26 protein-coding genes and 1 riboswitch are annotated in these 25,948 nt (G+C 36.4%); of the genes, 7 read left to right on the top strand and 19 right to left on the bottom strand.

Going from position 1 to position 25,948, the window contains the following annotated elements; genetic code table 11:
* Positions 1-41 precede the first annotated feature (41 nt).
* Positions 42-1,517 (bottom strand): ribonuclease G, encoded by a 1,476-nt coding sequence (rng, locus tag LIX50_RS02245; RefSeq protein ID WP_048952592.1) that lies wholly within the window; start codon positions 1,515-1,517, stop codon positions 42-44.
* Between the two features lie 115 nt (positions 1,518-1,632).
* On the opposite strand from rng, the gene putP reads away from it, so the two are divergent.
* Positions 1,633-3,147, top strand: a complete 1,515-nt coding sequence (gene putP / locus LIX50_RS02240) for a sodium/proline symporter PutP (protein WP_048952593.1) — start codon at positions 1,633-1,635, stop codon at positions 3,145-3,147.
* Positions 3,144-4,109 carry a tRNA 5-methoxyuridine(34)/uridine 5-oxyacetic acid(34) synthase CmoB gene (cmoB, locus tag LIX50_RS02235; protein ID WP_048952594.1) on the top strand — a complete coding sequence of 322 codons (966 nt, stop codon included), beginning with the start codon at positions 3,144-3,146 and terminating at the stop codon, positions 4,107-4,109. Before putP ends, cmoB begins: the two co-directional genes overlap by 4 nt.
* A gap of 52 nt (positions 4,110-4,161) precedes the next feature.
* Here cmoB and ilvN read toward each other — a convergent pair whose 3' ends face one another.
* The 3 genes from ilvN to LIX50_RS02220 all read right to left on the bottom strand — a co-directional run bounded on the left by ilvN (position 4,162) and on the right by LIX50_RS02220 (position 8,162).
* On the bottom strand, positions 4,162-4,653 hold the full coding sequence (gene ilvN, locus LIX50_RS02230) for an acetolactate synthase small subunit (RefSeq protein WP_048952595.1): 492 nt from the start codon (positions 4,651-4,653) through the stop codon (positions 4,162-4,164).
* A complete protein-coding gene (locus LIX50_RS02225; RefSeq protein WP_048952596.1) occupies positions 4,653-6,374 on the bottom strand; it encodes an acetolactate synthase 3 large subunit in 1,722 nt (573 codons plus the stop codon). The genes ilvN and LIX50_RS02225 overlap by 1 nt, the downstream gene beginning before the upstream one ends.
* A gap of 267 nt (positions 6,375-6,641) precedes the next feature.
* Positions 6,642-8,162, bottom strand: a complete 1,521-nt coding sequence (locus LIX50_RS02220; protein ID WP_048952597.1) for a Na+/H+ antiporter NhaC family protein — start codon at positions 8,160-8,162, stop codon at positions 6,642-6,644.
* A 57-nt stretch (positions 8,163-8,219) separates the two neighbouring features.
* A riboswitch (Lysine riboswitch) is annotated at positions 8,220-8,396 on the bottom strand.
* A 224-nt stretch (positions 8,397-8,620) separates the two neighbouring features.
* On the opposite strand from LIX50_RS02220, the gene LIX50_RS02215 reads away from it, so the two are divergent.
* From LIX50_RS02215 to aroA, 3 genes are all read left to right on the top strand, one after another.
* Complete coding sequence (locus LIX50_RS02215; RefSeq protein WP_048952598.1) at positions 8,621-9,025, top strand: H-NS family nucleoid-associated regulatory protein; 405 nt, start codon at positions 8,621-8,623, stop codon at positions 9,023-9,025.
* 70 nt (positions 9,026-9,095) lie between these two features.
* Entirely contained in the window at positions 9,096-9,932 is an 837-nt protein-coding gene (gene purU, locus LIX50_RS02210) for a formyltetrahydrofolate deformylase (RefSeq protein ID WP_048952599.1), read from the top strand.
* Positions 9,932-11,230 (top strand): 3-phosphoshikimate 1-carboxyvinyltransferase, encoded by a 1,299-nt coding sequence (aroA, locus tag LIX50_RS02205; protein ID WP_048952600.1) that lies wholly within the window; start codon positions 9,932-9,934, stop codon positions 11,228-11,230. Before purU ends, aroA begins: the two co-directional genes overlap by 1 nt.
* A gap of 40 nt (positions 11,231-11,270) precedes the next feature.
* On the opposite strand, the gene LIX50_RS02200 is transcribed toward aroA, so the two are convergent.
* From LIX50_RS02200 to lsgA, 7 genes are read right to left on the bottom strand one after another with little or no spacing between them, the layout of a single operon-like run.
* On the bottom strand, positions 11,271-12,365 hold the full coding sequence (locus tag LIX50_RS02200) for a lytic transglycosylase domain-containing protein (RefSeq protein WP_048952601.1): 1,095 nt from the start codon (positions 12,363-12,365) through the stop codon (positions 11,271-11,273).
* 8 nt (positions 12,366-12,373) lie between these two features.
* Positions 12,374-13,177, bottom strand: a complete 804-nt coding sequence (lsgF, locus tag LIX50_RS02195; RefSeq protein WP_048952602.1) for a lipooligosaccharide biosynthesis galactosyltransferase LsgF — start codon at positions 13,175-13,177, stop codon at positions 12,374-12,376.
* A 9-nt stretch (positions 13,178-13,186) separates the two neighbouring features.
* Positions 13,187-14,068 (bottom strand): lipooligosaccharide biosynthesis N-acetyl-glucosamine transferase LsgE, encoded by an 882-nt coding sequence (lsgE, locus tag LIX50_RS02190; protein WP_048952603.1) that lies wholly within the window; start codon positions 14,066-14,068, stop codon positions 13,187-13,189.
* An 11-nt stretch (positions 14,069-14,079) separates the two neighbouring features.
* On the bottom strand, positions 14,080-14,853 hold the full coding sequence (gene lsgD, locus LIX50_RS02185; protein WP_048952604.1) for a lipooligosaccharide biosynthesis galactosyltransferase LsgD: 774 nt from the start codon (positions 14,851-14,853) through the stop codon (positions 14,080-14,082).
* An 11-nt stretch (positions 14,854-14,864) separates the two neighbouring features.
* The gene (lsgC, locus tag LIX50_RS02180; RefSeq protein WP_048952605.1) at positions 14,865-15,926 is read right to left on the bottom strand and encodes a lipooligosaccharide biosynthesis family 4 glycosyltransferase LsgC; all 1,062 of its coding nucleotides are present in this window, start codon (positions 15,924-15,926) and stop codon (positions 14,865-14,867) included.
* Position 15,927: 1 nt separating this feature from the next.
* The gene (lsgB, locus tag LIX50_RS02175; RefSeq protein WP_048952606.1) at positions 15,928-16,842 is read right to left on the bottom strand and encodes a lipooligosaccharide biosynthesis sialyltransferase LsgB; all 915 of its coding nucleotides are present in this window, start codon (positions 16,840-16,842) and stop codon (positions 15,928-15,930) included.
* A complete protein-coding gene (gene lsgA, locus LIX50_RS02170) occupies positions 16,839-18,044 on the bottom strand; it encodes a lipooligosaccharide flippase LsgA (RefSeq protein ID WP_111407327.1) in 1,206 nt (401 codons plus the stop codon). Before lsgA ends, lsgB begins: the two co-directional genes overlap by 4 nt.
* 133 nt (positions 18,045-18,177) lie before the next feature.
* Between lsgA and LIX50_RS02165 the strand changes: the two genes are divergently transcribed.
* Positions 18,178-18,912 (top strand): YdcF family protein, encoded by a 735-nt coding sequence (locus tag LIX50_RS02165; RefSeq protein WP_048952608.1) that lies wholly within the window; start codon positions 18,178-18,180, stop codon positions 18,910-18,912.
* 37 nt (positions 18,913-18,949) lie between these two features.
* On the opposite strand, the gene LIX50_RS02160 is transcribed toward LIX50_RS02165, so the two are convergent.
* Positions 18,950-19,624 (bottom strand): cytidylyltransferase domain-containing protein, encoded by a 675-nt coding sequence (locus tag LIX50_RS02160; RefSeq protein ID WP_048952632.1) that lies wholly within the window; start codon positions 19,622-19,624, stop codon positions 18,950-18,952.
* A gap of 109 nt (positions 19,625-19,733) precedes the next feature.
* On the opposite strand from LIX50_RS02160, the gene LIX50_RS02155 reads away from it, so the two are divergent.
* Positions 19,734-20,396 (top strand): NAD(P)H-dependent oxidoreductase, encoded by a 663-nt coding sequence (locus LIX50_RS02155; protein ID WP_048952609.1) that lies wholly within the window; start codon positions 19,734-19,736, stop codon positions 20,394-20,396.
* A 55-nt stretch (positions 20,397-20,451) separates the two neighbouring features.
* Here LIX50_RS02155 and rpsO read toward each other — a convergent pair whose 3' ends face one another.
* The 7 genes from rpsO to LIX50_RS02120 all read right to left on the bottom strand — a co-directional run bounded on the left by rpsO (position 20,452) and on the right by LIX50_RS02120 (position 25,948).
* Positions 20,452-20,721, bottom strand: coding sequence for a 30S ribosomal protein S15 (gene rpsO / locus LIX50_RS02150; RefSeq protein ID WP_005628925.1), 270 nt, complete (start codon positions 20,719-20,721; stop codon positions 20,452-20,454).
* A 106-nt stretch (positions 20,722-20,827) separates the two neighbouring features.
* On the bottom strand, positions 20,828-21,607 hold the full coding sequence (locus tag LIX50_RS02145) for a substrate-binding domain-containing protein (RefSeq protein WP_048952610.1): 780 nt from the start codon (positions 21,605-21,607) through the stop codon (positions 20,828-20,830).
* Positions 21,608-21,616: 9 nt separating this feature from the next.
* Positions 21,617-22,378: a molybdate ABC transporter ATP-binding protein MolC gene (gene molC, locus LIX50_RS02140; RefSeq protein ID WP_048952611.1), complete on the bottom strand. Its 762-nt coding sequence runs from the start codon at positions 22,376-22,378 to the stop codon at positions 21,617-21,619.
* Entirely contained in the window at positions 22,371-23,384 is a 1,014-nt protein-coding gene (gene molB, locus LIX50_RS02135) for a molybdate ABC transporter permease MolB (RefSeq protein ID WP_048952612.1), read from the bottom strand. The genes molC and molB overlap by 8 nt, the downstream gene beginning before the upstream one ends.
* Positions 23,371-24,426 carry a molybdate ABC transporter substrate-binding protein MolA gene (gene molA, locus LIX50_RS02130; RefSeq protein WP_048952613.1) on the bottom strand — a complete coding sequence of 352 codons (1,056 nt, stop codon included), beginning with the start codon at positions 24,424-24,426 and terminating at the stop codon, positions 23,371-23,373. The genes molB and molA overlap by 14 nt, the downstream gene beginning before the upstream one ends.
* 67 nt (positions 24,427-24,493) lie before the next feature.
* Entirely contained in the window at positions 24,494-25,339 is an 846-nt protein-coding gene (gene modD / locus LIX50_RS02125; protein ID WP_048952614.1) for a ModD protein, read from the bottom strand.
* Positions 25,340-25,348: 9 nt separating this feature from the next.
* Complete coding sequence (locus tag LIX50_RS02120) at positions 25,349-25,948, bottom strand: ABC transporter ATP-binding protein (RefSeq protein WP_048952615.1); 600 nt, start codon at positions 25,946-25,948, stop codon at positions 25,349-25,351.

Raw genomic sequence — 25,948 nt, 5'->3', positions numbered from 1 at the left:
AAATCTCAAAAATTTTTCACCGCACTTTATTGAAACAGAGTTTACATCACCACCACATCAAACTGTTCTTGGTTATAAAACTGTTCTGTTTTTACCTTTACTCGTTTGCCAATAAACATTTCTACTTCTGGCAGCAAACCGTGAGATTCTTCATTAATAAGATATTCGGAAACCGCTGGTGAGGCATAAACAACAAATTGTTCACTACTGAATAAATGATACACCCGAATAATTTCACGCATAATTTCGTAACAAACTGTCTCAACGGTTTTCACCCGACCGCGTCCATGGCAAGTTGGGCATTCATCGCATAGTACATGCTCAAGGCTTTCACGAGTTCTCTTACGAGTCATTTCCACAAGGCCTAATTGCGTAAAGCCATTCACATTAGTTTTCACACGATCTTTAGAAAGCGCATCACATAAAGATTCTAATACTCGATTGCGGTGTTCATCTGTTTGCATATCAATAAAATCAATAATGATAATGCCACCAAGATTACGTAGTTGTAATTGCTGTGCGATAGCTTTAGTTGCTTCAATATTGGTATTGAAGATGGTTTCTTCTAGATTACGATGCCCCACAAATGCGCCGGTATTAATATCAATAGTAGTCATCGCTTCCGTTTGCTCAATAATTAAATAGCCGCCCGATTTGAGATTAACGCGTTTATCTAAGGCTGTTTGGATCGCATTTTCAACCCCATACACATCAAAGATAGGTTGATTGCCAGAATAAAGAACAAGTTTATCGCTTAGCTCAGGCATAAATTCATCGGTAAATTCTTTCACTTCGCCAAAGCAAAGTTTAGAGTCAATACGAATTTTTTCTAAGTTTGTACCAATAAAATCACGCAAAATACGTTGTGGAAGCGGTGGCTCACCGTAAATTTTTGATTTGGTTGGATACTTAGATTTACGTTCTAAGACTTTACGCCATAAACGTTTTAAAAATTCAGCATCTTGACGTAATTCTTCTTCGCTTGCCCCTTCTGTAGCGGTGCGAATAATAAAACCACCGAGTTCATCACAAAAAGGTTCAACTAATGCTTTTAAACGTGCACGTTCTTCTTCGCTTTCAATGCGTTGTGAAACGCCTACATGGCTATTTTCTGGCATAAAAACAAGATGACGTGATGGCAATGTGATGTCTGTTGTTAAACGTGCGCCTTTTGTACCAAGGGGATCTTTCACCACTTGTACAACAATATCCTGTCCTTCTCGTACTAATTCTGAAATGCTCTTAACTTTAAATTGCTTTTGTTCATTTTCATCTACACATTCCGTGTGGGATACAATATCAGCAGCGTGTAAAAAAGCCGCTTTTTCCAAACCAATATCAACAAAAGCAGACTGCATTCCCGGTAGCACTCGAGTTACACGACCTTTATAAATATTTCCGACAATTCCTCGTTTGGCTTGGCGTTCAATATGCACTTCGCGCAACATTCCTGTTTCTACTAGCGCAATGCGTGTTTCGTTAGGCGTTACGTTCATCAATAACTCTACAGCATCCATTTTATATTCCTAATTTCTTAAATTTCATCAAATATTTAGTCTAAATAGAATAATAGCCCGAAATAAGGTAAAATGCACCCTTTCTGAAATTTTCAACCCATTTTGGACTTATTAAATGTTTGGATTCGACCCAACTCTTGTTACTTTTACTATTTATATTTTCGGGATGTTGCTGATTGGCGTACTAGCCTATTATTACACGAATAATTTATCAGATTACATTCTCGGTGGACGTCGTTTAGGCAGCTTTGTCACCGCAATGTCTGCTGGTGCTTCAGATATGTCTGGTTGGCTTTTAATGGGCTTGCCTGGTGCGGTATATTTATCAGGCTTAGTTGAAGGCTGGATTGCTATTGGTTTAACTATCGGGGCTTATTTTAACTGGCTTTTAGTGGCTGGTCGTTTGCGTGTTTATACAGAATTAAATAATAATGCCCTCACCCTCCCAGAATATTTTCACAATCGTTTTGGTTCATCACACAAATTATTAAAACTTGTTTCTGCCACCATTATTTTAGTGTTTTTTACTATTTATTGTGCGTCGGGTGTAGTTGCAGGTGCAAAATTATTCCAAAATTTATTTTCGGTCGAATATTCCACCGCACTTTGGTATGGAGCATTAGCCACCATTCTTTACACTTTTATCGGTGGTTTTTTAGCAGTAAGTTGGACAGATACCATTCAAGCAACCCTTATGATTTTTGCGCTACTTTTAACGCCTATTTTTGTGTTATTAAGCATTGGCGATACCGCTCAATTTTCCTCGGTATTAGAGCAAGCTGAAGCAGCTGCCAATAAAGATTTTACAGATTTATTTACTGCCACTACGCCACTTGGTCTATTAAGCCTTGCCGCTTGGGGATTGGGGTATTTTGGGCAGCCGCATATTTTAGCGCGTTTTATGGCGGCTTATTCTGTTAAATCACTTATCAAAGCTCGTCGCATTAGTATGACATGGATGGTGCTTTGCTTAGGTGGTGCAATTGGTATTGGTTTCTTCGCGATTCCTTATTTCTTTGCCAATCCAAACATTGCAGGCACAGTCAATAATGAACCAGAGCAAGTATTTATTGAACTCGCTAAACTTTTATTTAATCCTTGGATCGCGGGCATATTACTTTCCGCTATTTTAGCTGCAGTAATGAGTACATTAAGTGCGCAATTGTTAATTTCTTCTAGCTCAATCACAGAAGATTTCTACAAAGGTTTCATTCGCCCTCACGCATCTGAAAAAGAGCTCGTATGGCTTGGAAGAATTATGGTATTAGTTATTGCCGCACTTGCGATCTGGATCGCACAAGATGAAAACAGCAAAGTATTAAAACTTGTCGAATTCGCTTGGGCTGGTTTTGGTAGTGCATTTGGCCCTGTGGTGCTTTTCTCTCTTTTCTGGAAACGAATGACGTCATCGGGTGCGATGGCGGGTATGCTTGTAGGCGCAGTAACAGTATTTGCTTGGAAAGAAGTTGTGCCAGCTGATACCGATTGGTTTAAAGTATATGAAATGATCCCTGGTTTTATTTTCGGTAGCCTTGCAATTATTGTTGTCTCATTGCTGTCTAGCAAACCGGAACAAAATGTTCTAGATACCTTTGACAAAGCAGAAAAGGCCTATAAGGAAGCAAAATGATCGACTTTCGCCCTTTTTATCAACAAATTGCGACCACAAATTTATCAGACTGGTTAGAGACCTTACCACTCCAATTAAAAGAATGGGAAACTCAAACTCATGGCGATTATGCGAAATGGAGCAAAATTGTTGATTTCCTACCTGATTTACATGCTGATGAAATCGATCTCAAAAGTGCGGTGAAATCTGACCGCACTTCTCCCCTTTCAGGGGGTGAAAAACAACGAATTATCCATCATTTAAAACAATTAATGCCATGGCGAAAAGGGCCTTATCATCTTTTCGGCATTCATATTGATTGTGAATGGCGTTCAGATTTTAAATGGGATCGTGTTCTTCCTCATTTAGCACCGCTGCAAGGTCGCACTATTTTAGATGTGGGCTGTGGCAGCGGTTATCATATGTGGAGAATGGTAGGCGAAGGCGCAAAAATGGTGGTCGGGATTGATCCTACAGAGCTTTTCCTTTGCCAATTTGAAGCCGTACGCAAGCTGCTTAATAATGATCGTCGAGCAAATCTTATCCCGCTTGGCATTGAGCAAATGCAACCATTAGCAGCATTTGATACTGTATTTTCAATGGGCGTACTCTATCATCGTAAATCCCCATTAGATCATTTAAGCCAGTTGAAAAATCAATTGGTAAAAGGTGGTGAATTGGTATTAGAAACGTTAGTAGTAGATGGCGATGTAAATACTGTGCTCGTACCGGCAGATCGCTATGCGAAAATGAAAAATGTTTATTTTATCCCCTCTGTCGCTGCACTAATTAACTGGCTAGAAAAAGTTGGCTTTACCAATGTACGTTGTGTGGATGTTGCAACAACCACATTAGAAGAACAGCGTAAAACTGATTGGTTGGAAAATGAAAGCCTGATTGATTTTTTAGATCCAAATGACCACAGTAAAACCATTGAAGGCTATCAAGCACCGAAAAGAGCGGTAATTTTAGCGAATAAATAAGCTTTCAATCAAAAAAAGGGGGATATTCTCTCCCCCTTATTTTTACCTACTACTATAAAATATTCTTTTCACCACGGGATAAACTAATTAATCCTGAACGAACTATTTCAAGCAATGTTGCCTCCTCTTTTAATGCATTAATAAAAGCATCAATTTTATCTTTCGTACCGCTAAGTTGAACGGTATAAGATTTTGGCGTCACATCTACAATCTGTCCACGGAAAATATCCGCTAAACGTTTGATCTCATCACGAGATGAACCGACCGCTCTTACTTTAACCAAAACTATTTCACGCTCTACATGCTCTTGCTCACTCAAATTAATCACTTTAAATACATCAACTAATTTATGAAGTTGCTTTTCGATTTGCTCTAAAACCTGCTCATCTCCCACAGCTTCTATCGTCATACGAGACAATGTAGGATCGTCCGTTGGTGCAACTGTCAAACTTTCAATATTAAATGCTCGTTGGGAGAATAAACCAACAACACGAGATAAAGCACCAGACTCATTTTCGAGTAAAACAGATAAAATTCTACGCATTAGTTTGTCTCCTCTTGAGGTTTACTTAAAATCATTTCATTCATTGCGCCACCACGAATTTGCATTGGATACACATGCTCAGATTCATCTACATTAATATCTACAAATACTAATTTATTTTTAATGCTGAATGCTTCTTGTAATTTACTTTCAAGTTCATCTGGTGTTGCAATTTTTATACCGACATGACCATAAGATTCAGCCAATTTCACAAAATCAGGCAAGGAATTCATATAGGTTTGCGAGTGGCGGCCAGAATAAATCAAATCTTGCCATTGTTTTACCATTCCCAAGAAATGATTGTTCAAACAAATAATAACAACAGGGATGCCATACTGAGTTGCAGTAGAAAGCTCTTGAATATTCATTTGAATACTTCCATCGCCAGTAACGCAAACAACCGTTGCTTCCGGATGAGCCAATTTCACTCCTAATGCAGCGGGCAAACCAAATCCCATGGTACCAGCGCCACCAGAGTTAATCCAATGACGAGGCTCATCAAATGGATAATGTAACGCTGCAAACATTTGATGTTGCCCTACATCAGAAGCCACATATGCCTGTCCTTTAGTAAGACGATATACCGCTTCCATGACTTGTTGCGGTTTAATCACGCCAGAAGTGCGGTCAAATTCCAAACATTTTTTTGCTTTCCATTGGTTGATTTCTTGCCACCAACTTTCAAGATCTGTTTGAGATTTTAATCCCTCTTCATTCAATAAACTCAAAAATTCTTCCAATACATTTTTCGCATTTCCGACAATTGGAATCGCCGCTGGAACATTTTTAGAAATGGAGGTTGGATCAATATCAATATGAATCACTTTAGCATTTGGGCAATATTTTTCTAAGTTATTTGTTGTACGATCATCAAAACGAACACCAATCCCTAAAATAAGATCACTTTCGTGCATTGCCGTATTGGCTTCGAAAGTACCGTGCATCCCTAACATTCCTAGGAATTGTTTATCTGTGCTTGGATACGCGCCTAATCCCATTAGAGAGGCTGTTACAGGTAAATTTAAACGATGTGCTAAAATTGTTAATTCTTCACTACACTCCGCTGAAATTGCCCCGCCCCCCACGAAAAGCACAGGTTTTTTCGCCACTAAAAGTGCTTTTAATGCTTTTTTAATTTGGCCTTTATGTCCATTTACTGTGGGATTATAAGAGCGTAACTCGACAGATTTTGGATATTCATACGGATATTTAAAATTAGGATTTACTGTATCCTTTGGAATATCTACAACAACAGGGCCTGGGCGACCGGTTGACGCGATATAAAAAGCTTTTTTTAGTATCTCCGGAATATCTTCTGCTTTTTTCACAATAAAACTATGTTTTACAACCGGGCGAGAAATCCCCACCATATCACATTCTTGGAATGCATCTCGGCCAATTAAACTACTCATTACTTGCCCTGAAATAATCACCATCGGTACAGAGTCTGTATAAGCCGTTAAAATGCCAGTGATTGCATTTGTTGCTCCAGGTCCTGAAGTCACTAGCACACATCCAACTTTACCTGTTGAACGTGCATAGCCATCCGCCATGTGAACAGCCGCTTGTTCATGGCGAACTAAAATATGTTCAATACCACCTAGTGTATGGATTGCATCATAAATGTCTAATACTGCCCCACCTGGATAACCAAATAAATACTCTACGCCTTCATCGCGTAAAGACTGAACTACCATCTCTGCGCCAGATAACTTCTTCATCTTTTACTCCTAAAACGAACCGCACTTTTTAAAAGTGCTCATGCTTTGTATCAATGATTTACATCATACTAAGCAAAAAGTTTTTGTCTAGTGTACATGACAGCTAAAAACAGCATTTAAACAGAATAAAAAATCAAACAATGACAAAAATTCAGCTTATTATAAAAAAATAATAATTTTAAATAAAAAAAATGCGACTATATGTCGCATTTTATAAATTAAGCAAAATTTAATTTTTTATTCGTTTTTTTGAACTAGATCACATTTTTAACGTTTTTTCACTGCAAATACGATTAAAAATAATGAAACCGCTGTCGCAACAAAACCAGCTAAACCTGAATAAGTGAAACCTACCACGATGTAACCGATGGCCGTGGCGGCTGCAACTGTCGCGGCATAAGGAAGCTGGGTAGTCACATGATCCATATGATTACATTTTGCACCAGTTGAAGATAAAATCGTTGTATCCGATACTGGCGAGCAATGGTCACCACATACGGCCCCCGCCATTACCGCTGATAAACAAGGGAGTAATAATTCTGGCGCAGCATTTGCAGCCATAGCTGCTGCAATTGGTAACATAATACCAAATGTTCCCCAGCTAGTACCGGTTGAGAATGCCATTGCAGAACCAAGAATAAATAAAATTACAGGTAAGAATTGCATTGGGATATTACCAGAAACAAGAGAAGATAAATATTTACCAGTTTGCATATCCCCAACGACTTTATTAATTGTCCACGCAAAGAATAAAATCGCAATTGCACCAGACATTGATTTAATACCTACGATCCAAGAACGTGCATATTCTGGAACACTTACTTGACGATCAATAATAATTAATAAAGTAGAAACTAGAATTGAGCAAGTACCACCCACAACTAAAGAAGTTCCAACAACCGTATTTTCAAATGCACCTAAAATGCTAAATTCTTTACCATCCGCTGCTAATGCTGATGCACCAGTGTAAATCATCATTGTAACCGTTGAAAAAATTAAAACCAAAATCGGTAATATTAGATTACGTACATGACCTTTTACACAAATCTCTTCTTCTAATTCATCTTCCGTATTTTCTAAGGCTAGTTTTTCATGGTGTGCCATTGAAGCGATGTCGAAAGAAAAATATGCTACAAAGAACACCATAATAATTGAGAAAATTGCATAGAAGTTCATTGAACTCATTGCCACGAATGCGCCAATTGGTGTGTATTCAGTAATCGAATAAGTCGCTAATAAACCGCCTACTAAGGTAATAATGTATGCGCCCCAACTTGAAACTGGCATCATTACACACATCGGCGCTGCCGTTGAATCCAAAATATAAGCAAGTTTCGCACGAGAAACTTTAAAACGGTCTGTCACTGGACGAGCAATTGCGCCTACAGCAAGACTGTGGAAATAATCATCAATAAAAGTAACAAAAACTAATGATGCCGCCAATAATTTAGCACCACGACGACCTTTAATACGGTTTTGTGCCCATTCAGCAAACGCACGATTACTACCTGATACAGTTAAAAGTGCGGTTAAAACACCAAGCAATAATAAGAACAAGACAATGTTCATATTAGAGTTGATTGCGCCATCAGCATAAACAAGTGAAATCACGTTGCTTGATAGATAACTGAAAGATGAGCCAATATTCCAGCCACCTAACATTAACGCACCAACAATAATCCCTGCACTGAGAGACACCAATACACGACGAGTTGCAATCGCCAAGACAATCGCCAGTAAAGCTGGGATGATTGACCAAACTGAGGATGAAAAATCAATAAGTTCCATTAAGAGATACCTACAATTAATGGAGAGAACGGAAAGCAAAGGACAGAATAAGACCAGAACAACCGTAGCGCTCCATAGTTAATCAAAAAAACTATGACAGTGACGCCCCTTTCAAGTACGCCACCAACTAGCTGAAATGACTTTCAACTAATTTCGGCAATCATTCCTTTCTTTTTTCTTCATCGTTATCCACTCAGAAAAAATACTTATAATAATTGCACCTCTACTTTTGTAGTGTCTAACAAGATTACCTTAAAAATCTTGCATTGCCAACAAAAATAATATTATTTTTATAATAAATTTAGATAAATACACCTTAATTTTAAAACAAAATATTAACATAATTTAATTTTAATATATTTATATAAATTCAGTATTTACAAATTTTTTAACTTTCTCTATTATTAATAGAGCCAATTTTAAATTAACAAACATTGATTTTTACTATGAGGTTTATAATGAATGAATTAACAAAAGGATTAATGAATCTACGCAGTTTGCGTGTTGCTGTACGTGAACTCACTTTAGAACAAGCAGAAAGCGCGCTTGAAAAGCTACAAACTGTAATTGAAGAAAAACGTATTGCTGAAGAGGAATTGATTAAGTCTGAAGCAGAACGCAAAGAGCGTATTGCAAAATATAAAGAATTAATGGAACAAGATGGTATAACGGCTGAAGAATTCCAAGCTATTTTTAATGTGTCATCTGTTGCTCCTAGAGTTAAACGTGCACCTCGCCCTGCAAAATATGCCTTTATTGATGAAAATGGCGAGCGTAAAACATGGACAGGTCAAGGCCGAACACCTCGCCCAATTCAAAATGCATTAAATTCAGGTAAATCATTATCTGATTTCGAAATTTAATTTTTCTATTTGAAACTAGAACCCATTTTTATGGGTTCTATTTTTTTATCTAAACCTAGCACGCAACATTATGATCGAAAAAAAAATATTACTCACCGATTGTCCCGATGATAAAGGCCTAATAGCTAAAATAACTAACATTTGTTACAAACATCAACTAAATATTCTGCATAATAATGAATTTGTAGATTTTGAAACTAAACATTTCTTTATGCGCACAGAATTGGAAGGTATTTTTAACGAAGCTACTTTATTAGAAGATCTAAAATATAGCTTACCCAAAGGAACACATTGTCGATTAATTGGTACACAACGTAAACGAATTGTTATTTTGGTCACAAAAGAAGCTCACTGTCTCGGCGATATTTTGATGAAAAATTATTATGGTGCGCTTGATGTAGAAATTGCAGCAGTAATCGGCAACCATGATAATTTACGCGAGCTCGTTGAGCACTTCAATATTCCATTTCATTTAGTTAGTCATGAAGGCTTAACTCGTATTGAGCACGACAAATTATTAGCTGAAAAAATTGATGAATATACGCCAGATTATATTGTTCTCGCTAAATATATGCGTGTACTAAATCCCGAATTTGTTGCTCGTTATCCAAATCGAGTGATTAATATCCACCATTCATTTTTACCTGCTTTCATTGGCGCAAAACCTTATCAACAAGCCTATGAACGAGGTGTAAAAATTATCGGTGCAACAGCACATTTCATCAATAATGAATTGGATCAAGGCCCAATCATTATGCAAAATGTCATTAATGTGGATCATACTTATAGCGCAGAAGCGATGATGCGTGCTGGTCGTGATGTAGAAAAAACCGTGTTAAGTCGCGCACTTGATCTTGCTTTACACGATAAAATTTTTGTTTATAAAAATAAAACGGTGGTGCTGTAATGGAAAAAATCACCCTTTCTCCAATAACTGCGGTTGAAGGAACAATTAATTTACCAGGTTCTAAAAGTTTATCAAACCGAGCATTACTTTTGGCTGCCTTAGCTAAAGGCACAACAAAAGTAGTCAATTTATTAGATAGCGATGATATTCGCCATATGCTTAATGCATTCAGCTCCTTGGGCGTGAAATATCAACTTTCTGATGATAAAACAATTTGCGAAATTGAAGGCTTAGGAGGTTCGTTTAATATTCAAGATGGACTTTCTCTTTTCCTTGGCAATGCAGGAACCGCAATGCGTCCCTTAACAGCCGCGCTTTGTTTAAAGGGGCAAAAAACGGGGGAAATCATCTTAACAGGTGAACCTCGTATGAAAGAACGGCCAATTCTACATTTAGTAAATGCATTACACCAAGCGGGTGCAGAGATTCGCTACTTAGAAAATGAAGGTTATCCTCCGCTCGCAATTCGTAACAGTGGGATAAAAGGGGGAAAACTCAAAATTGATGGTTCTATTTCATCCCAATTTTTGACCGCACTTTTAATGTCTGCTCCACTTGCAGAAAATGATACAGAAATTGAAATTATCGGTGAATTAGTCTCTAAACCTTATATTGACATCACCCTTTCAATGATGAAAGATTTTGGTGTTCATGTTGAAAATCATGATTATCAAAAGTTCTACGTAAAATGCAATCAGTCCTATATTTCACCTGGTAAATATTTAGTAGAAGGTGATGCCTCATCAGCCTCTTACTTTCTCGCAGCTGGCGCTATTAAAGGAAAAGTAAAAGTAACAGGAATTGGCAAAAACTCAATTCAAGGCGATCGTTTATTTGCTGATGTATTAGAAAAAATGGGGGCAAAAATCACTTGGGGAGAGGATTTTATTCAAGCCGAACATAATGAATTACACGGTATTGATATGGATATGAACCATATTCCTGATGCTGCAATGACGATAGCAACCACTGCTCTTTTTGCCAACAGCGAAACCGTCATTAGAAATATTTATAACTGGCGCGTAAAAGAAACTGATCGATTAACAGCAATGGCAACTGAGCTACGTAAAATTGGTGCAGAAATCGAAGAAGGTGAAGATTTTATTCGTATTCACCCACTTGCATTCAATCAGTTTAAACATGCTGATATTGAGACTTATAACGATCACCGCATGGCAATGTGCTTTTCGTTAATTGCACTTTCAAATACATCAGTCTCAATACTTGATCCTAAGTGTACAAGCAAAACATTTCCGAAATTCTTTTATGAATTTGAGAAAATTTGTATAAGAAACTAACTTAAAGTGCGGCCAAAAATATGACCGCACTTTTCGTGCATTATAATCCTACATTATCTTTAATCCGTTCAGCAAACATGCCGATGCTCAACGCAAAATAATTAGATTTATTCCAATCCAAAATAGTACGGAAATTATTTGAAACTAAAAATGCTCGACCCGCTTCACGATCAGGGCGAACTAACCAAAGCTGAGCATTTTCAAGTGTACTTAATTTTGCTTGCTCCTGTGGATTGGCGCTTTTTAAAATTAGCCCCATCGCTTGCCAATCTTTTAAAGAGCGAGCTTTATTGCTTTCTGTACCAGAATAACTCAAATCAATAGGTTGCGTAAGCATCACTTCTACGCCCCAAGGCAAAGTATTATCCCAGCCTACGGTATGCAAATAATTTGCAATAGAAGCAAAAGCATCAAACTGATTTTTCCAAATATCTTTTACGCCATCATTATTTCCATCAGCCGCATAACGTAAGAAAGTGCTTGGCATAAACTGAGTTTGTCCCATCGCGCCCGCCCATGAACCTAACATACGTTCACGTTGAATATGATCTTTTTCAAGCATTTTCATGGCAGAGATAAATTCTTTCGTAAATAATTTTTCTCTCCGACCTTCAAAAGCCAACGTTGCCACTGCAGAAAGTACATCATATTTGCCTTGATAATGCCCGAAACTACTTTCCATTCCCCATAACGCAAGCAAATACTCCTGCTGAACACCATATTTTTGGCTTGCTTTTTGTAATGGGGCTTGCACTTCCCAATAACGCTCTGTCGCAACATTCACTTTATTTTGAGTTAGTACTCTATTGAGATAATTGCTCGTGCCATTAGGATTAGCCACTGGAGGTGAATTAGGATCTCTTTTACGAATTTTACCGGCTTGTTCACGATCTAAATCTACTGCCTTTTGCATATACAGAATATTATTTTGAGCATTCAATACCGATAATGACACACCTTCAGCGGCGGCTTTACCTTTTAAAAATTGAACATAATCATTAAAATTTTCTGGCGTTCTTTGCTTAGTATAACTGGTGCTATTGACCACTGGCTTAATATCAGGCGAACTAGAACAACCTACTAAAAAAAATGCGGTGGATAATGTAGAAATTTTAAATAACATATTCAATTTCATCGTATTTCCTATTTACGTAAAAAAGTTTGGTAAAGATTTTTTAATAACGAGGTTGGCAATAAACGAGAACCAAAACGCAATGCAAAAGTAAATAATCCAGATAACAATCCTTGAATTCCCAAACGATATTTTAATTTGAACAAACGCCATTCTGCTTTGGCTTGATTGACACCACGACGGCGACTCACCATGCCATTTCCTACTCGCGCATAAACTAAAATATCTGGCAAATTCGCGACATGCAAACCTTGTGCGACAAGTTTTATCCACAAATAATAATCTTCTTGAAGATCTTCATATCCACCACAATTAATGACCGCACTTTTTTGATATGCCACCGTCATATGATTAAACGGACAACGTTTTTGCGTGAATTTGATAATTTCTTGAGCCGACGTTGGCACATTACGATATGCCACAATATCATTGATATTTTCACCAAATTCGGCAATTTGTCCGCCAAAGATAATGGTTTCAGGATGTTGTTCAATAAACGCCACTTGTTTTTCAAAACGATCAGGCACGCAAATATCATCGGTATCCATACGGAAAACCCAGTCATAATCACAATGCAATAAACCTTCGTTCAAGGCTTTGCCTAAGCCTCGATTTTGCGGCAATTTAACTAATTTTAATGGCAATTTTGTTTCAAATTCTGTCACCACAAATTCTAATTCTGGCGTTACTGCGCCATCAAAAACCAATACAATTTCATCTGCTTGACGAGTTTGTGCCACAAGACTTTCAAAACACGCCCGCAAGAATTGAGGATTTTCCTTAATATATAAGGACATTAGGACTGAAAATTTCATTTTATTTTCCTACATAAACCGTTTTAAATTAATGGCTAATTTTGGCGAAATTAAAATAACCAACGTAATAATGAATTGTTTAATGCTTTTTGTTTTCTTAAAAATATCAAAATAATATTTTGCCGCTTTACGCGATAAATTCATAATATGGGGATAAGCCAAAATATAGCTCGCGTTAATCTCAAAATTACGAGCTTGCTCTACTGTTTTCACATAATGCTCGCGAATATAATCAATCGCTTTCTGTGTATTAGTAGTATCCGTAGACACACTTGAACGTTTAGTATGGAAAGTACAATAAGTCAGTGGCTCATTAATTTTATAAGGTTTAAAACTCGGCTCTTGTAGCAGTTTTAACAAGAAATCATAGTCTTCCAAAGAACGAAGTGCGGTGGATAATCCGCCTATTTTTAAAAACATCTCTTTTTTAATCGCAACCATTGGCATGCCACCAATCTTATTGGCTAACAAAATACGTTCTGTCGAGATTTCTTGGGGTTCAATCGGTTGAGTCACATAAGTAAACCTTTCATTGACCATTTCACACCTAGCTGGATGATAAATAAAATTAATGTCTGGATTTTGCTCAATCACTTGTAATACTTTTTCACATTTTTCTGGCATAAACCGATCATCATCATCGAGAAAAAGCAACCAATCTCCCTTTGATGCACGCGCACCAATATTACGACTTTCTGCCGCACCTTGATTCATTTCATTACGAATCACTGTAACTGGGAAAGAATAGCGTTGCTCAACGACGACTTTTTCTTTTGAGCAATCATCCACAATAATCACTTCAAAATGAGTCGATGTTTGTTGATTTAAACTTTCTAATAAAGCTGGCACTTCTGCTTTTCGATTATAAGAAGGCACAATAATGCTTAACATAATTCCTTCCTTTAATTAGCCAAATTTTTCTTAATCGCAAAGATTTTCTTCAATGGATATTTCATTAATTTTTTAAACAAATTATTTGATAAAGATCCACGAACACTTTCTAAATTACTTATCAATACAGGATTTTCAATGATCATGAGAGGGCGAACCACGTTATTTCTTATATTAAAATCCTGCTCAAAGAGTAAAAAATCATCCGCTAACCAAAATGGTTTGTTTTGAGAAATTTTCTGGATAAATCTTCTTGCGGCTGATTTTTTTATAAGGTACCCCACCGTGCCGGCAAAATAACTTTTATAAGGAAAAGCGTAATTTACATTGCCTGTTTTTTTGCATAAAAAAGAAAAAGTTGTCGGATAATTAATTTCTAAATCAAAATCATTGAAATCATTAATTTTTGACTGCCCAACCAATATAATTTCAGACTCAAGTTTTTCTGATAAAAGTGCGGTTAAATTTTGCTGAAAATTTGGGTGGAATAAAGCATCGTCTTCACAGACTAACGCATAACTATCTTCATCGATGTCGTTGTCTTCAACAATTTTTTGGTACACAGCAAGATGGCTTAAGGTACAGCCGATTTCACCCTTAGTGACATTACGGCCATAATGTGCTTTAAATTGTTCAATATTAAAAATAGTAGCTAATTCATCCCAATCTTTTTGCATAGTATTAATAGCAGAAAACACTTGGAAATCCTCAGTATTTTTTTGAGAAAAGAATAATTCCCGACGTTGAATATCTTTGTCTAAAGAGATCAAATATTTTTTTAACATAAAATTATTCCTTATAAAATCGATTTCCATTCTTCAATAATTTTCTCAATGCCATAATCTTCACTCATTACACGAGATTTGTCTGACATTTGTTGATAAAGTTCAGGATTATTCATTAATAAATCTAAACCGTTAACCATTTCTTCAATATTATTTTTTTCACAAAGAAAACCATTTTCTTTATGCTCCACTAATTGCTTTACGCCAGGAGAACAATTAAAGGCAACAATAGGTAAGCCAAATGTCATTGCTTCAATAACGACTAAAGGCAAGCCTTCTGTTTGTGAAGGTAAACAATAAATTGAACTGCTTTCATAATAAAAAGCAACATCATTGGTACGAGGAATAAAATTAACTGAATCTTCAATACCTAACGCTTTAGCAAGATTTTTTAAATTCTCTTCTTCCTCACCCGATCCCACTATTTTTAAATTCCAATCTGGGTGATTTTTTGTCAAAACGTGCCAGGCTTTTAATAAATAATCAAAACCTTTATAAGAAAATAAATGCCCTACAGATAAAATAGTTTTATTTTCCCATTTTGCTAATTTATTCTTTGGCAAAAGCGTATTTGGATTAGCTATACTGATTATATTGTTCGTTTTAAATTTTTCTTGCCACAGCGTTTTTTCTGACTCGGTTAATGTGACGACTTTATCACATCTTGTTGAAGCTAAATATTTACCGAGTGTGCGAACTAGACGATTGCCAGTAAAGTTAAAAGAATAATGCTCCCATAAAATATGCTTTACATGTAAATTGACCAACGCTAAAGCAGAAAAGAGCATAATCGCACCATCAACTACAATTAAGGTATCCAGCTGTAATTCTTTAACCAATTCTCTTAATTTTTTTGTGATAGAAAAATAATCTTTTTTCAATGAATAGGGCAATTTATTCATTGCGTAAATATTAATTTTTTCATCGACTTGGAAAAAAGGCTTATTACCGCCAATGCTAATAAAAGAAACATCATATCCCTGTTTAGCGAGAGCATTGGCAACATTAATAGAAACTCGCTCTGTCCCCCCCGCACTTTCAATATTCATAATAAAGAAACCAATTTTTTTCATCTTAAATTTCCTTATAAATCGTTAATCCAAGCTCTGGGAATGAATCGTAACAGAATTGCCATCTTGGAATACTCGTTCTAATAAAACGAATTTCTACATTAGGATGACTTAATAAATTAAACGCAACAGAACTGAAGAACGTGTAAATAATCACCTTTTTATCCGATAAATTCTTAAATACGTAATCTTCAAAAATGAGTTCTGATTCAACATAATTTACCCCGTCTACTCGGTAATCTTCTGCTGGATGAGGGAAATAATAGTCAAAAGGAATCTGATCTTTTAATTTTTTTATTAATGAGATATTTTCCTCTTTTGTATTTAACAAGGGTTGTCCAATAAAAAATGAGACTTCGCCATCTATATCGCAATTGACTTTATTATCCCATAAGGAAATGGGTTCAATATTGGGAACAATATTTCTGTAATTAGGATAAACCGTATAATGTTTTTTTATTTCTTTAAATAATTTATGCACATTATATTTATCACCAATAAAGATCTTAATCAGTTTATATTTAAATGTGTCAGGTTCTCTCAATAAATTGGGGTGTGGAAAAATATTATCTGAGCCATCATCAAAGGTATAAAGCTCTTTAAATGAAACATGACTAAGATAAGTTTGTAGCCATAATGAATTAAGATTGGCGAGAAAAACCTTATCAAAACCTTTGTGCGTAATTTTATTCTTAAGCTGGCGCATTAACTTGAGAGAATCGAAACCTTTTAGATCCTTTCCCGTATCAATGTTGATCGAATCATTACAAACTTCTGCTAATTTACTCGCATACAAGGTTCTTTTTTTATCCCATACGCCACCAAACATGACGCCAAAGAATTGCTCGTTAGGATGTAATTCAATGATTTTTCTCGCAATTAATACTTGCAATGGTGTGCAACAAAGAATGAGATTCATAGGGTTTTACTCACTTTAGATGTCATAAAATAAAGAATAGGAATAATGGAAAGCGAACCAATAATTCCAGCATAAGGGATATATTTAATTTCTGTAAAAGTTAAAACTACAAGGCTTGCTACATAAATGATTGTAGATAAAACCGAACATTGGGAAATAAGTTTATTTTTTCCATAATAGAAAAGATAATTAACTAAAATCAAATAAGGAATACTTAATGTGGTCGAAATTAAAAATAAAATAAAATAATATTTCGTTCCTACAAATTGGCTACCTAAAATCCAAACTAGCACATCTTCAGGAATAATCCCTATGACTAAAGCGGGAATAGGTATCAGCAAAAAGGAAAATAGCGCCCATTTATGCAGCTGTTGAACTACTAATTTTTTTTGTTTTAAGGCTTCATAAAAATAGGGAATAATCGCTTTATTAAGTGCTTGAATCGCAATAGAAACTACCAAAGCAAGTTGAGCACCCATGGCATAAAGCCCTAAATCTGTTTCACTGAATTTGTGATAAATAAAAATACGGTCTAACTGCCCTTTTAAGAAAAAGCTCGCATGATGCAAAATAAGCGGTAATCCAAATCCTAAAATATAAAATAATGCAGATTGATAATGTTTAAATTGATATTTTTTAGATGTTGCACTCTTTCTGTAAAGAAAATAAGAAAAAAACCAAACGACTAAATTACTCAACAAAATAGCCAAAATTCTTTTTTCAACAAGATCATTTTGATAATACTCGAGTAATGCGACGGTAAATACCGCACCAGTAACAGTGAGTGAAAATTGAATAAAAGCATAAGACCAAGCCTTTTTCTGGCATTGTCTTACACTTAACTGAACATTTAAGAAAGATTGAAAAATTGAGGAAAGTGCAGCGTAAAATAATATTTCAGACTGAGCAATCCAACAACCCATTAAAATAATGCAGCCAATTATCGTGGTATAAGCATAGCCGGTATTCACCACTAAATTTAATGAACGTTTTCCGTAAAAATAAAAATAACGGGAAATTGCGCCTTCTTGAGTTAAAGAAACCACAATTAAAAATAAACTTAAAAAAGTTTGATAATAAGAAAGTGAGCCATACCCTTCTACGCCCAATTTACGCGATAAATAAGGCAAAAGTAAAAAAGGAACTAACTTTGACGATAATTCCCCAACAAGGTAAATGACACTGTCTTTAAAAACTTTCATAAATATAACCGCACTTTTTGTGAATTCGAGCGTTTGTTTATCAAAAAATAAGGGGCTTATTTTAACAAAATCAACATAGACAAGCTATGACTAATCATTATAATGAAACCGCTCTATATCAAGGATCTTATCTATGTTGGAACTAGGAAAACTTCTTACCGCACTTATCGCGCCACCTCTCAATACCTTTGTATTACTGATTATTGCAGCAATTTTTTATCGTGTTCATTTCAAAAAATTAGCCAAATTTATTGCGTTTATCAGTTTCACTTGGCTTTATGTCATGAGTGCGCCTTTTACTAGTTTATTGCTAACAGATAATGATGATTCTCCAGCCCTTACCCTAGATGACTATAAACAAGCTCAAGCCATCGTCATATTAGGCGGTGGATCTTATCCCACTAAAGAACTGTATGCAGAAACGGCTTCTGGCGCAGCGCAACTAGAACGTTTACGTTATGCGGCATTTTTACAAAAAGAAACGGGCTTACCTATTTTAACCACGGGCTATTCTTTGATAGGCATTTCTGAAGGCGACTTAATGGCAAAAGAACTGAACCAATTCTTTAATGTGCCAACGCAATGGATCGAAAATAAAGCCCGTAATACAGAAGAAAATGCCAGTTTCACTAAAAATATTTTAATTAAAGATCATATTCAAAAAATTATTTTAGTAACAAATCAATGGCATATGAAACGAGCCAAATACCTTTTTGAAAAACAAGGATTCTATGTACTTCCTGCTGCAGCGGCAAGCTATGGCAGTAAAGGAAATCTATCTGCAAAATCTTTTGTTCCTGACTTAGGTGCGTTAAATAGCAATATGGTTTTATTAAAAGAGTGGATTGGTTATTGGAAAGTTCATTAATCTGATATAAAAGAGGTCGCAAAATGCGACCAATCTTCTAAAATTCTTTTGAGATTAAACTTTCAGCTAATTGCAAATCCAGAGTTGAATCAATATCAATCGAGCGATAAGTAGGCATTAAATAAAAACGCATAGGCTCAATAAAAAAACGTTTTTCTACAAATAAACTCTCAATATCATTAATATAAATAGCTCCATTTGCACGGTAAGATTTAGGTAATTTTTGACGCGGTGCTTCAAAATCACTTATTTCGTGAATAGGTTTTACATCTTCATTTTCTAAAGTAAATGATTTATAAGGATGATGTTCGCATTCACAAGCTGATATCACCGACTTACATTTTCCTCCTAGGAAAATTTCCATTGCATTACGAATATCTAAAGCATTGCGCAATGGACTTGTTGGCTGTAACAAAACAGCTACTCCCTCAGAAATGTTTAGGCTCTCTAAGCAATGTAAAATAGCATCAATTGTGCGAGTATCACTTTGTGCTAAACTCTCAGGGCGAGCCACCGAAATTGCACCATATTTTTCTGCTTCTTTCAGAATCTTCTCCCCATCAGAGGTTACAACAACCTGATCAAACATTCCTGATTCTTGTGCAGCTAAAATGGCACGACCAACTAAAGACACACCTCCAACAAGCTGTAAATTTTTATCTTTAATTCCTTTTGAACCAGCCCTAGCGGGTATAATTGCAATTCTTTTCATTTTTTCGCTCCACATAACAAAGTGCCTTTCATTTTAGAATGTTTCCCTTGTTTTAGCAAAAATTAATCTTTAACATATCCTCATCTATTTGCTAATAAAAGGAAAACAAATGATTCAACTTACTCGCGAACAGCTTATTGAACTATTCAATAGACGTAGCTCTACACGCTATTACGATCCAAACAAAAAAATTAGCAACGAAGATTTTCAAGCTATTTTAGAATGCGCAAGATTATCACCAAGTTCTGTTGGTTCCGAGCCTTGGAAATTTTTAGTCATCCAAAATAAAACCTTACGCGAAAAAGTGAAACCATTCAGCTGGGGAATGGGCAATCAATTAGATAACTGTAGCCATCTAGTGATCATCCTAGCAAAGAAAAATGCACGTTATGATAGTAAGTTTTTTACCGATGTGATGACACGTAAAGGTCTAAATATAGAACAACAACATGCGGCACTAGAAAAATATAAGAGCTTTCAAGAAGAAGACATGAAATTACTTAAAAATGAACGCGCTTTATTTGATTGGTGTAGCAAACAAACCTATATTGCCCTTGCCAATATGTTAACTGGGGCAACCGCACTTGGTATTGATTCCTGCCCTATTGAAGGATTCAATTATGATAAAATGAATGAATGCTTAGCTCAAGAAGGTCTATTGGATCCTAATGAATACGGCGTTTCTGTTGCAGCCACCTTTGGTTATCGCTCACGTGATATTACTAAAAAATCTCGAAAGGAATTTGATGAAATCATACAGTGGGTAGAATAATCCTGTATAAAGTAAAAAGCTCCCAACTTGGGAGCTTTATTTTTAGCATTTAAAATTAGCGACGTAAACCTAAACGAGCAATAGTGCTTTGGTATAAAGCAAGATCAGTACGTTTTAAGTAGTCTAAAAGTTTACGACGACGAGAAACCATACGTAATAAACCACGACGACCATGGTGGTCTTTTTTGTGCTCTGCAAAGTGAGCTTGTAAGTGGTTGATTTGTGCAGTTAATAATGCGATTTGAACTTCAGAAGAACCAGTATCTTTCGCATCACGACCAAATTCAGCAACGATTGCTGCTTTTTTTTCAGTACTTAGAGACATTTTTTACTCCTAAAAGGTAGTGTTGTTAATACATCATTCGCCGATCTCTAACTCAGCGATGATAAGGAGCCGGCATTCTAGCATTCAATGAGCTTAAATGCAAGGTTTATTCTAGTAAAAAGCCATGATTCTTAATGATGTCTTTAGCTTTATTAGAGCATAAAAATTCAAAAAATTTAACCGCACTTTCAACATTATTTAATAAAGCCATGACATATTCAGCTTTTACCTCAAATTCAATAGGGAACATATGAGTCAAAAATGCTTGATTATTCAGACCAATACTAGAATTTGTATTTATAGATGCATCGTACCTATTTGGCTTAACTTCAGATCTTAATTGATAATGCGCATAACCGAGCATCATATCAGCATAACTATTTAATAATAAATAATGAGATACGATTTTCCCTTTTGGAACTATATTTGAAGAATTTCCGCCTACTAATTTCAACGCTCGTCGTTTCAATGCCTCCCCTTCACCAGGAAAACATTGCTCAATTTTATCAAATAACAGCCAAGTATAATCTCCACAAGGATCACAAGATGGCGTTGATGTTGCGAGGCGTAAAGAGCGATCAAATAGCAATTCAAAAATAGATTTATGGCGGAAGTGTTCTAAATTTAACGTAGTTAATGCTAATTGATTAAAGGCTATCGTTAATTTTTGATAAATTTTTTTAGAATCAGCTAATTGAAACACATTTTCATGATTTGCACTAATAAAAATATCACATTTCTTCCCTTGCTCAATTTGTTGACGCAAGATTCCGGCTGGTCCACAAAATGCTTTAATCTCTATATGATGAATTTGTCGAAAAATATCAGATAATTCTTGCAGAGCATAACGAAAACTACCTGCACTAAAAACAGTAATTGATTCCACAAGTTTTCCTTACTTTAATAACGTTTTATACAAGGGAACAAAATGCGTAAAAAAAGATTCTTTATATTGGGCTTGTTGTTCAAACATCGGTAAATGAAAAAGTGCGGTCAAATTTTCTGAGGTTAAAATATTCCTTGTTTCGCCAAATTTAAAATTTTGTTTATTTAACAATAAAGTTTTATTGGCTATCGCTACAGCTTGATTAGGTTGATGTGTTGTGAATACAACAGTCATGTTCTGTGATTGTGCCAAATCCATAAGTAAAGACAGTACAATATCTTGATTTGCAAGATCTAATGCTGAAGTTGGCTCATCCAACAGCATTAATTTACATTCGGAAGTAATGGCTCTAGCAATTAAAATCAGTTGTCGCTGCCCACCTGAAAGCGAAGCAAATTCGCGATTTGCCAAATGGGTCAAGTTCAAATAATCCAGTGCCTGCATGGCGATTTGATAATCATGCACTTTGGGTTTAGCAAAAGTATTAATATGGGCTGAGCGTCCCATTAACACAATATCCAACACCGAATAAGCAAAAGGCGAAGAAAAGAATTGAGGCACAAAACCGATAGATTGATACGCCTCAATCTTGCCCTGAATCGGGCGGTGAATACCAAGCAGTAAATCCAACAAGGTGCTTTTCCCACAACCGTTTTGCCCTAAAATCGCCAGGATATCCCCTTTATTCAAATCAAAATTCAGTTTTTGAAACAGAAAGTTTTCCGCTTGGTAATAAAAGCCTAAATTTTCCACGGAGAGCGCTTTATTCATTCATGCCTCCGCGTTTTAGTTTATACTCCAATACACCGAACAAGGGTGCACCGATAAGTGCGGTCAAAATACTGATCGGAATTTCAGCATCAGACAAGGAACGCGCAACATTGTCCACGAGTAACATATAAGTTGCGCCGACCAGCATGGTGCAAGGCAATAAACGTTGATGATTGGCGCCCACCAGCATACGACTAAGATGAGGAATAATCAGACCGACCCAACCGATACTACCGCTAATTGCCACCTGACACGCTACTAATGAACCACTTAAAAAGATGACTAACCAACGTAATAGCGTCACTCTCACGCCCAAAGCTTTGGCTTCTTTCTCATCTAAAGACAGTAAATTCAATCGCCAGCTTAAACCAAGCAAAATCGAACTACAAAGCAAAAACGGAACAAAGAAAAAGAGGAATTTTTCCCAGTTAGAGGTGGCAAAACTCCCCATCAACCAAAACACGATGCTTGGTAATTTTTCTTCCGTGTCGGAAATGTATTGCAATAGACTAACGAGGGCAGAAAAAAGCCCACTTAAAATCATGCCGATAAGAATAAGCATCAACAGGCTACGTTGATTAAATTTGAAGCTAAATAGAAAAACTAAGGCAAGCGTGCCGAAGCCAAATAAGATCGTACTGGCAAATAAGCCGTACAAACTAAACCCGAAAAAAATCGCCAACGCCCCACCAAAAGCAGAACCGGAGGTCACACCGATAATATGTGGATCGACCAATGGATTACGAAAAATACCTTGCAATACTACACCACTCAACGCCAACCCCGCCCCCACGCAAAGTGCAGTTAAAATTCGAGGTAAACGCACTTGAAAAATCACTTGCTGCTGCACTGGGTCGATCTCAAGTGCGGTCGCTTTTGCCCACAGAATTTGTCCAATTTGCGCTACAGACAAGGAATACCGCCCAATTCCCAAAGAAATCACGGCGGTAATCACAAGCAATAGCGTTAAGCCAAAGAGAATTTTAGGGTAACTATTGGGCTGCATTGTCAGCTTTATAAGATGTGCGGTAGAATTTTTGATAATAATCGTTCACCATTTTATCTAAATTCACATCTTGGAAACGTTGCGGATAAAGCGCTTTCGCCAACCATACTTCACCCAACGCTAAGGCTTCCGGCATCGGATACCCCCAGGCCTTAGCATATTCCGGCATCAACAAAACTTTTTTATCTTTTACCGCTTGAATATTTGCCCAACCTTGATCATTCAAAATTTTTGGTACCACATCTGGATAACGATCTTGTACCAAAATCACCGCAGGGTTCCATTCCAACACATTTTCTAGAGAAACCTGTTTGAAACCTTTAATCGTTGCCGCCGCGACGTTATAAGCGCCCGCGTGTTCCATCATAAGCCCCGTATATTTACCGGAACCGTAAGTGCCTAAATCCGGATTCGCCATATAAGTGCGTACGCGTTTATTGGCAGGAACATCGCTTAGACGATCTGCCAGCAACTTGCGATTGGCAAAGGCGGCTTTCACTAACTCATCGCCTTGTTGTTTTTTCTCAAACACCTCGGCAATCAGTTCAATGCCCTGTTTTAAGCCGTCATTATAAGCTTTATCTTCATCAGTTAATGTTGGATTAAGTTTACCTTTTTCGCCCGCTTCACCGGTACGCAAGGAAATTGCCACCACCGGAATATTCACGTCACTGATTTGCTTGATCATTTCCGGCGGCGCGTAGTTAGTCACAAACACCACATCCGGTTTTAACGCCAACAGACTTTCAATATTAACGGAATTCAAATCGCCCGGCATCGCCATGTTTTCCAGCTCCGGTGCAAGGCGAACATAGTTTTTGCCTAATTGTTTCTTCCAGTTGGAAAGCACACCCACAATCTGTTTTGTGGCATCCAACTGCACGGCAATATTCAGGGTTTGGTGCTGTAACACCACAGCACGGTTAATGTGATCAGGGATTGTCACTTTGCGATCGAGTTGGTCTGTAATAATCCGATCAGCTAATGCTGAAAAAGAAAGGGAACCGAGCAAGCCAGCAATAAACAATGATTTAAGTTTCATAGAATATCCTTATATAAGTAACAAGGAATTCATTATACACTCAATTACACAACGATAAACAACTAAATTATATCTTTTCAATCACCACCTTTATATCCTCCGGCGGTGCATAATAAGGTGCAGAAGTGATAAATAAACGAATACCCAATTTGGCATAATCTGAAACATTATTTTTATTTACCCCTCCAGCGACAGAAAGCAAAATATCTTTCTGTTTTGAGTAAAGTATATCTAAAGCCTTTTTCACGTCCTCCAAAGACCATTTATCAAGTTGAATAATATCTGGCTCAGCTACATACATTTGCTCAAATTGAGCATAATTATCTGCTTCTAAAGTAATTTTATTTTCAGGCGCTTCTTGACGTAATCTATCCATAATTTTCACCCAATCATTTGGATCAGAAAGTAAGTTTCGATGATTAGTAAAAATCAAAAGAGTTTCGCTGATGCCTTGTCGATGAATATGTCCACCAGCAGCTAATACAGCATTTGTCGCAAGTTTACGCGTATTAGGAATGCTTTTACGCGTGCAAGCCACAACAGCGCTTGGGTTAACAGCTTTGGCATTGGCAATCATTTCTGCCGTATATTGAGCAACTCCACATGACCATTCAAGTACCAATTGCACCACTTTCCAAGCTTGATGTAATTGTTCAGATATTCCTTCCGCACTTATCAGCAAAGCACCTGATTCAACCCACTCACCTTCTTTTACATATAAGTGCGGTTGAATATCCAGTTTTTTTAATAATTTTTCCGCAACAGAAACGCCTGCTACAATACCTGCATTTTTACGCTTAAAAAGAATTTTTGCCGGGATATTTTCAATACCAAGGGCATGAGTGGTTAAATCACCACGATAAATATCCTCAAGTAATAAATCATCCAATTCTTTATCTGAAAAATAAATCATTGTCACTCCTTAAATTAGTTGTCCTTGATATAACTGAATCTGCTTACCAGAGAAATACTCAGCTTCTTTTGGCTCGTGAGTTACTAAAATTGTGGTAATTTCACCGCCTTCGATTAGATTTTTTAACACTTTCCAAATATCTTTACGCAAAGACCAATCTAAAGAAGAAAAAGGTTCATCTAAAAGTAATAAATCAGGACGATAAATTAATGCTCTTGCTAAAGCCACACGTTGTTGTTCTCCCCCAGATAACTGATGAGGATAGCGATTAATAAGATGCTCTATTTTTAGGTCAGATAATAATGTCTGTTGTTCATCATCAAATGATGATGGATTTGCAAGTATTAAATTTCCTCGCACAGTTTTATGAGGAAACAAATAAAGTCGTTGATTTAAATAACGAAAATTTCTCTTCCAAGGAGGACTGTTTTCTAGAGCTTGGTTATTCCATAAAATAGAGCCTGAATAATCAATATAACCAGCAATCGCATTTAATAAAGTCGTTTTTCCACTACCTGATTCACCAACAACAGAAAGGCATTCGCTTTTTTCAATTGAAAAGGAAATAGATTTTAAAATATTAGTTTGAAGATTTTGAACTATCAGCAT

This window comes from Haemophilus sp. Marseille-P9675, from assembly GCF_916862695.1.
Lineage (GTDB): Bacteria > Pseudomonadota > Gammaproteobacteria > Enterobacterales > Pasteurellaceae > Haemophilus > Haemophilus haemolyticus_K.
This window is presented reverse-complemented; position numbering and strand designations above follow the sequence as displayed.

Excerpts from the sequence above, each read along its gene's own strand:
- rng (WP_048952592.1), bottom strand. The coding sequence starts at position 1,517 with ATGGATGCTGTAGAGTTATTGATGAACGTAACGCCTAACGAAACACGC.
- putP (WP_048952593.1), top strand. The coding sequence starts at position 1,633 with ATGTTTGGATTCGACCCAACTCTTGTTACTTTTACTATTTATATTTTC.
- cmoB (WP_048952594.1), top strand. The coding sequence starts at position 3,144 with ATGATCGACTTTCGCCCTTTTTATCAACAAATTGCGACCACAAATTTA.
- ilvN (WP_048952595.1), bottom strand. The coding sequence starts at position 4,653 with ATGCGTAGAATTTTATCTGTTTTACTCGAAAATGAGTCTGGTGCTTTA.
- LIX50_RS02225 (WP_048952596.1), bottom strand. The coding sequence starts at position 6,374 with ATGAAGAAGTTATCTGGCGCAGAGATGGTAGTTCAGTCTTTACGCGAT.
- LIX50_RS02220 (WP_048952597.1), bottom strand. The coding sequence starts at position 8,162 with ATGGAACTTATTGATTTTTCATCCTCAGTTTGGTCAATCATCCCAGCT.
- LIX50_RS02215 (WP_048952598.1), top strand. The coding sequence starts at position 8,621 with ATGAATGAATTAACAAAAGGATTAATGAATCTACGCAGTTTGCGTGTT.
- purU (WP_048952599.1), top strand. The coding sequence starts at position 9,096 with ATGATCGAAAAAAAAATATTACTCACCGATTGTCCCGATGATAAAGGC.
- aroA (WP_048952600.1), top strand. The coding sequence starts at position 9,932 with ATGGAAAAAATCACCCTTTCTCCAATAACTGCGGTTGAAGGAACAATT.
- LIX50_RS02200 (WP_048952601.1), bottom strand. The coding sequence starts at position 12,365 with ATGAAATTGAATATGTTATTTAAAATTTCTACATTATCCACCGCATTT.
- lsgF (WP_048952602.1), bottom strand. The coding sequence starts at position 13,177 with ATGAAATTTTCAGTCCTAATGTCCTTATATATTAAGGAAAATCCTCAA.
- lsgE (WP_048952603.1), bottom strand. The coding sequence starts at position 14,068 with ATGTTAAGCATTATTGTGCCTTCTTATAATCGAAAAGCAGAAGTGCCA.
- lsgD (WP_048952604.1), bottom strand. The coding sequence starts at position 14,853 with ATGTTAAAAAAATATTTGATCTCTTTAGACAAAGATATTCAACGTCGG.
- lsgC (WP_048952605.1), bottom strand. The coding sequence starts at position 15,926 with ATGAAAAAAATTGGTTTCTTTATTATGAATATTGAAAGTGCGGGGGGG.
- lsgB (WP_048952606.1), bottom strand. The coding sequence starts at position 16,842 with ATGAATCTCATTCTTTGTTGCACACCATTGCAAGTATTAATTGCGAGA.
- lsgA (WP_111407327.1), bottom strand. The coding sequence starts at position 18,044 with ATGAAAGTTTTTAAAGACAGTGTCATTTACCTTGTTGGGGAATTATCG.
- LIX50_RS02165 (WP_048952608.1), top strand. The coding sequence starts at position 18,178 with ATGTTGGAACTAGGAAAACTTCTTACCGCACTTATCGCGCCACCTCTC.
- LIX50_RS02160 (WP_048952632.1), bottom strand. The coding sequence starts at position 19,624 with ATGAAAAGAATTGCAATTATACCCGCTAGGGCTGGTTCAAAAGGAATT.
- LIX50_RS02155 (WP_048952609.1), top strand. The coding sequence starts at position 19,734 with ATGATTCAACTTACTCGCGAACAGCTTATTGAACTATTCAATAGACGT.
- rpsO (WP_005628925.1), bottom strand. The coding sequence starts at position 20,721 with ATGTCTCTAAGTACTGAAAAAAAAGCAGCAATCGTTGCTGAATTTGGT.
- molC (WP_048952611.1), bottom strand. The coding sequence starts at position 22,378 with ATGAATAAAGCGCTCTCCGTGGAAAATTTAGGCTTTTATTACCAAGCG.
- molB (WP_048952612.1), bottom strand. The coding sequence starts at position 23,384 with ATGCAGCCCAATAGTTACCCTAAAATTCTCTTTGGCTTAACGCTATTG.
- molA (WP_048952613.1), bottom strand. The coding sequence starts at position 24,426 with ATGAAACTTAAATCATTGTTTATTGCTGGCTTGCTCGGTTCCCTTTCT.
- modD (WP_048952614.1), bottom strand. The coding sequence starts at position 25,339 with ATGATTTATTTTTCAGATAAAGAATTGGATGATTTATTACTTGAGGAT.
- LIX50_RS02120 (WP_048952615.1), bottom strand. The coding sequence starts at position 25,948 with ATGCTGATAGTTCAAAATCTTCAAACTAATATTTTAAAATCTATTTCC.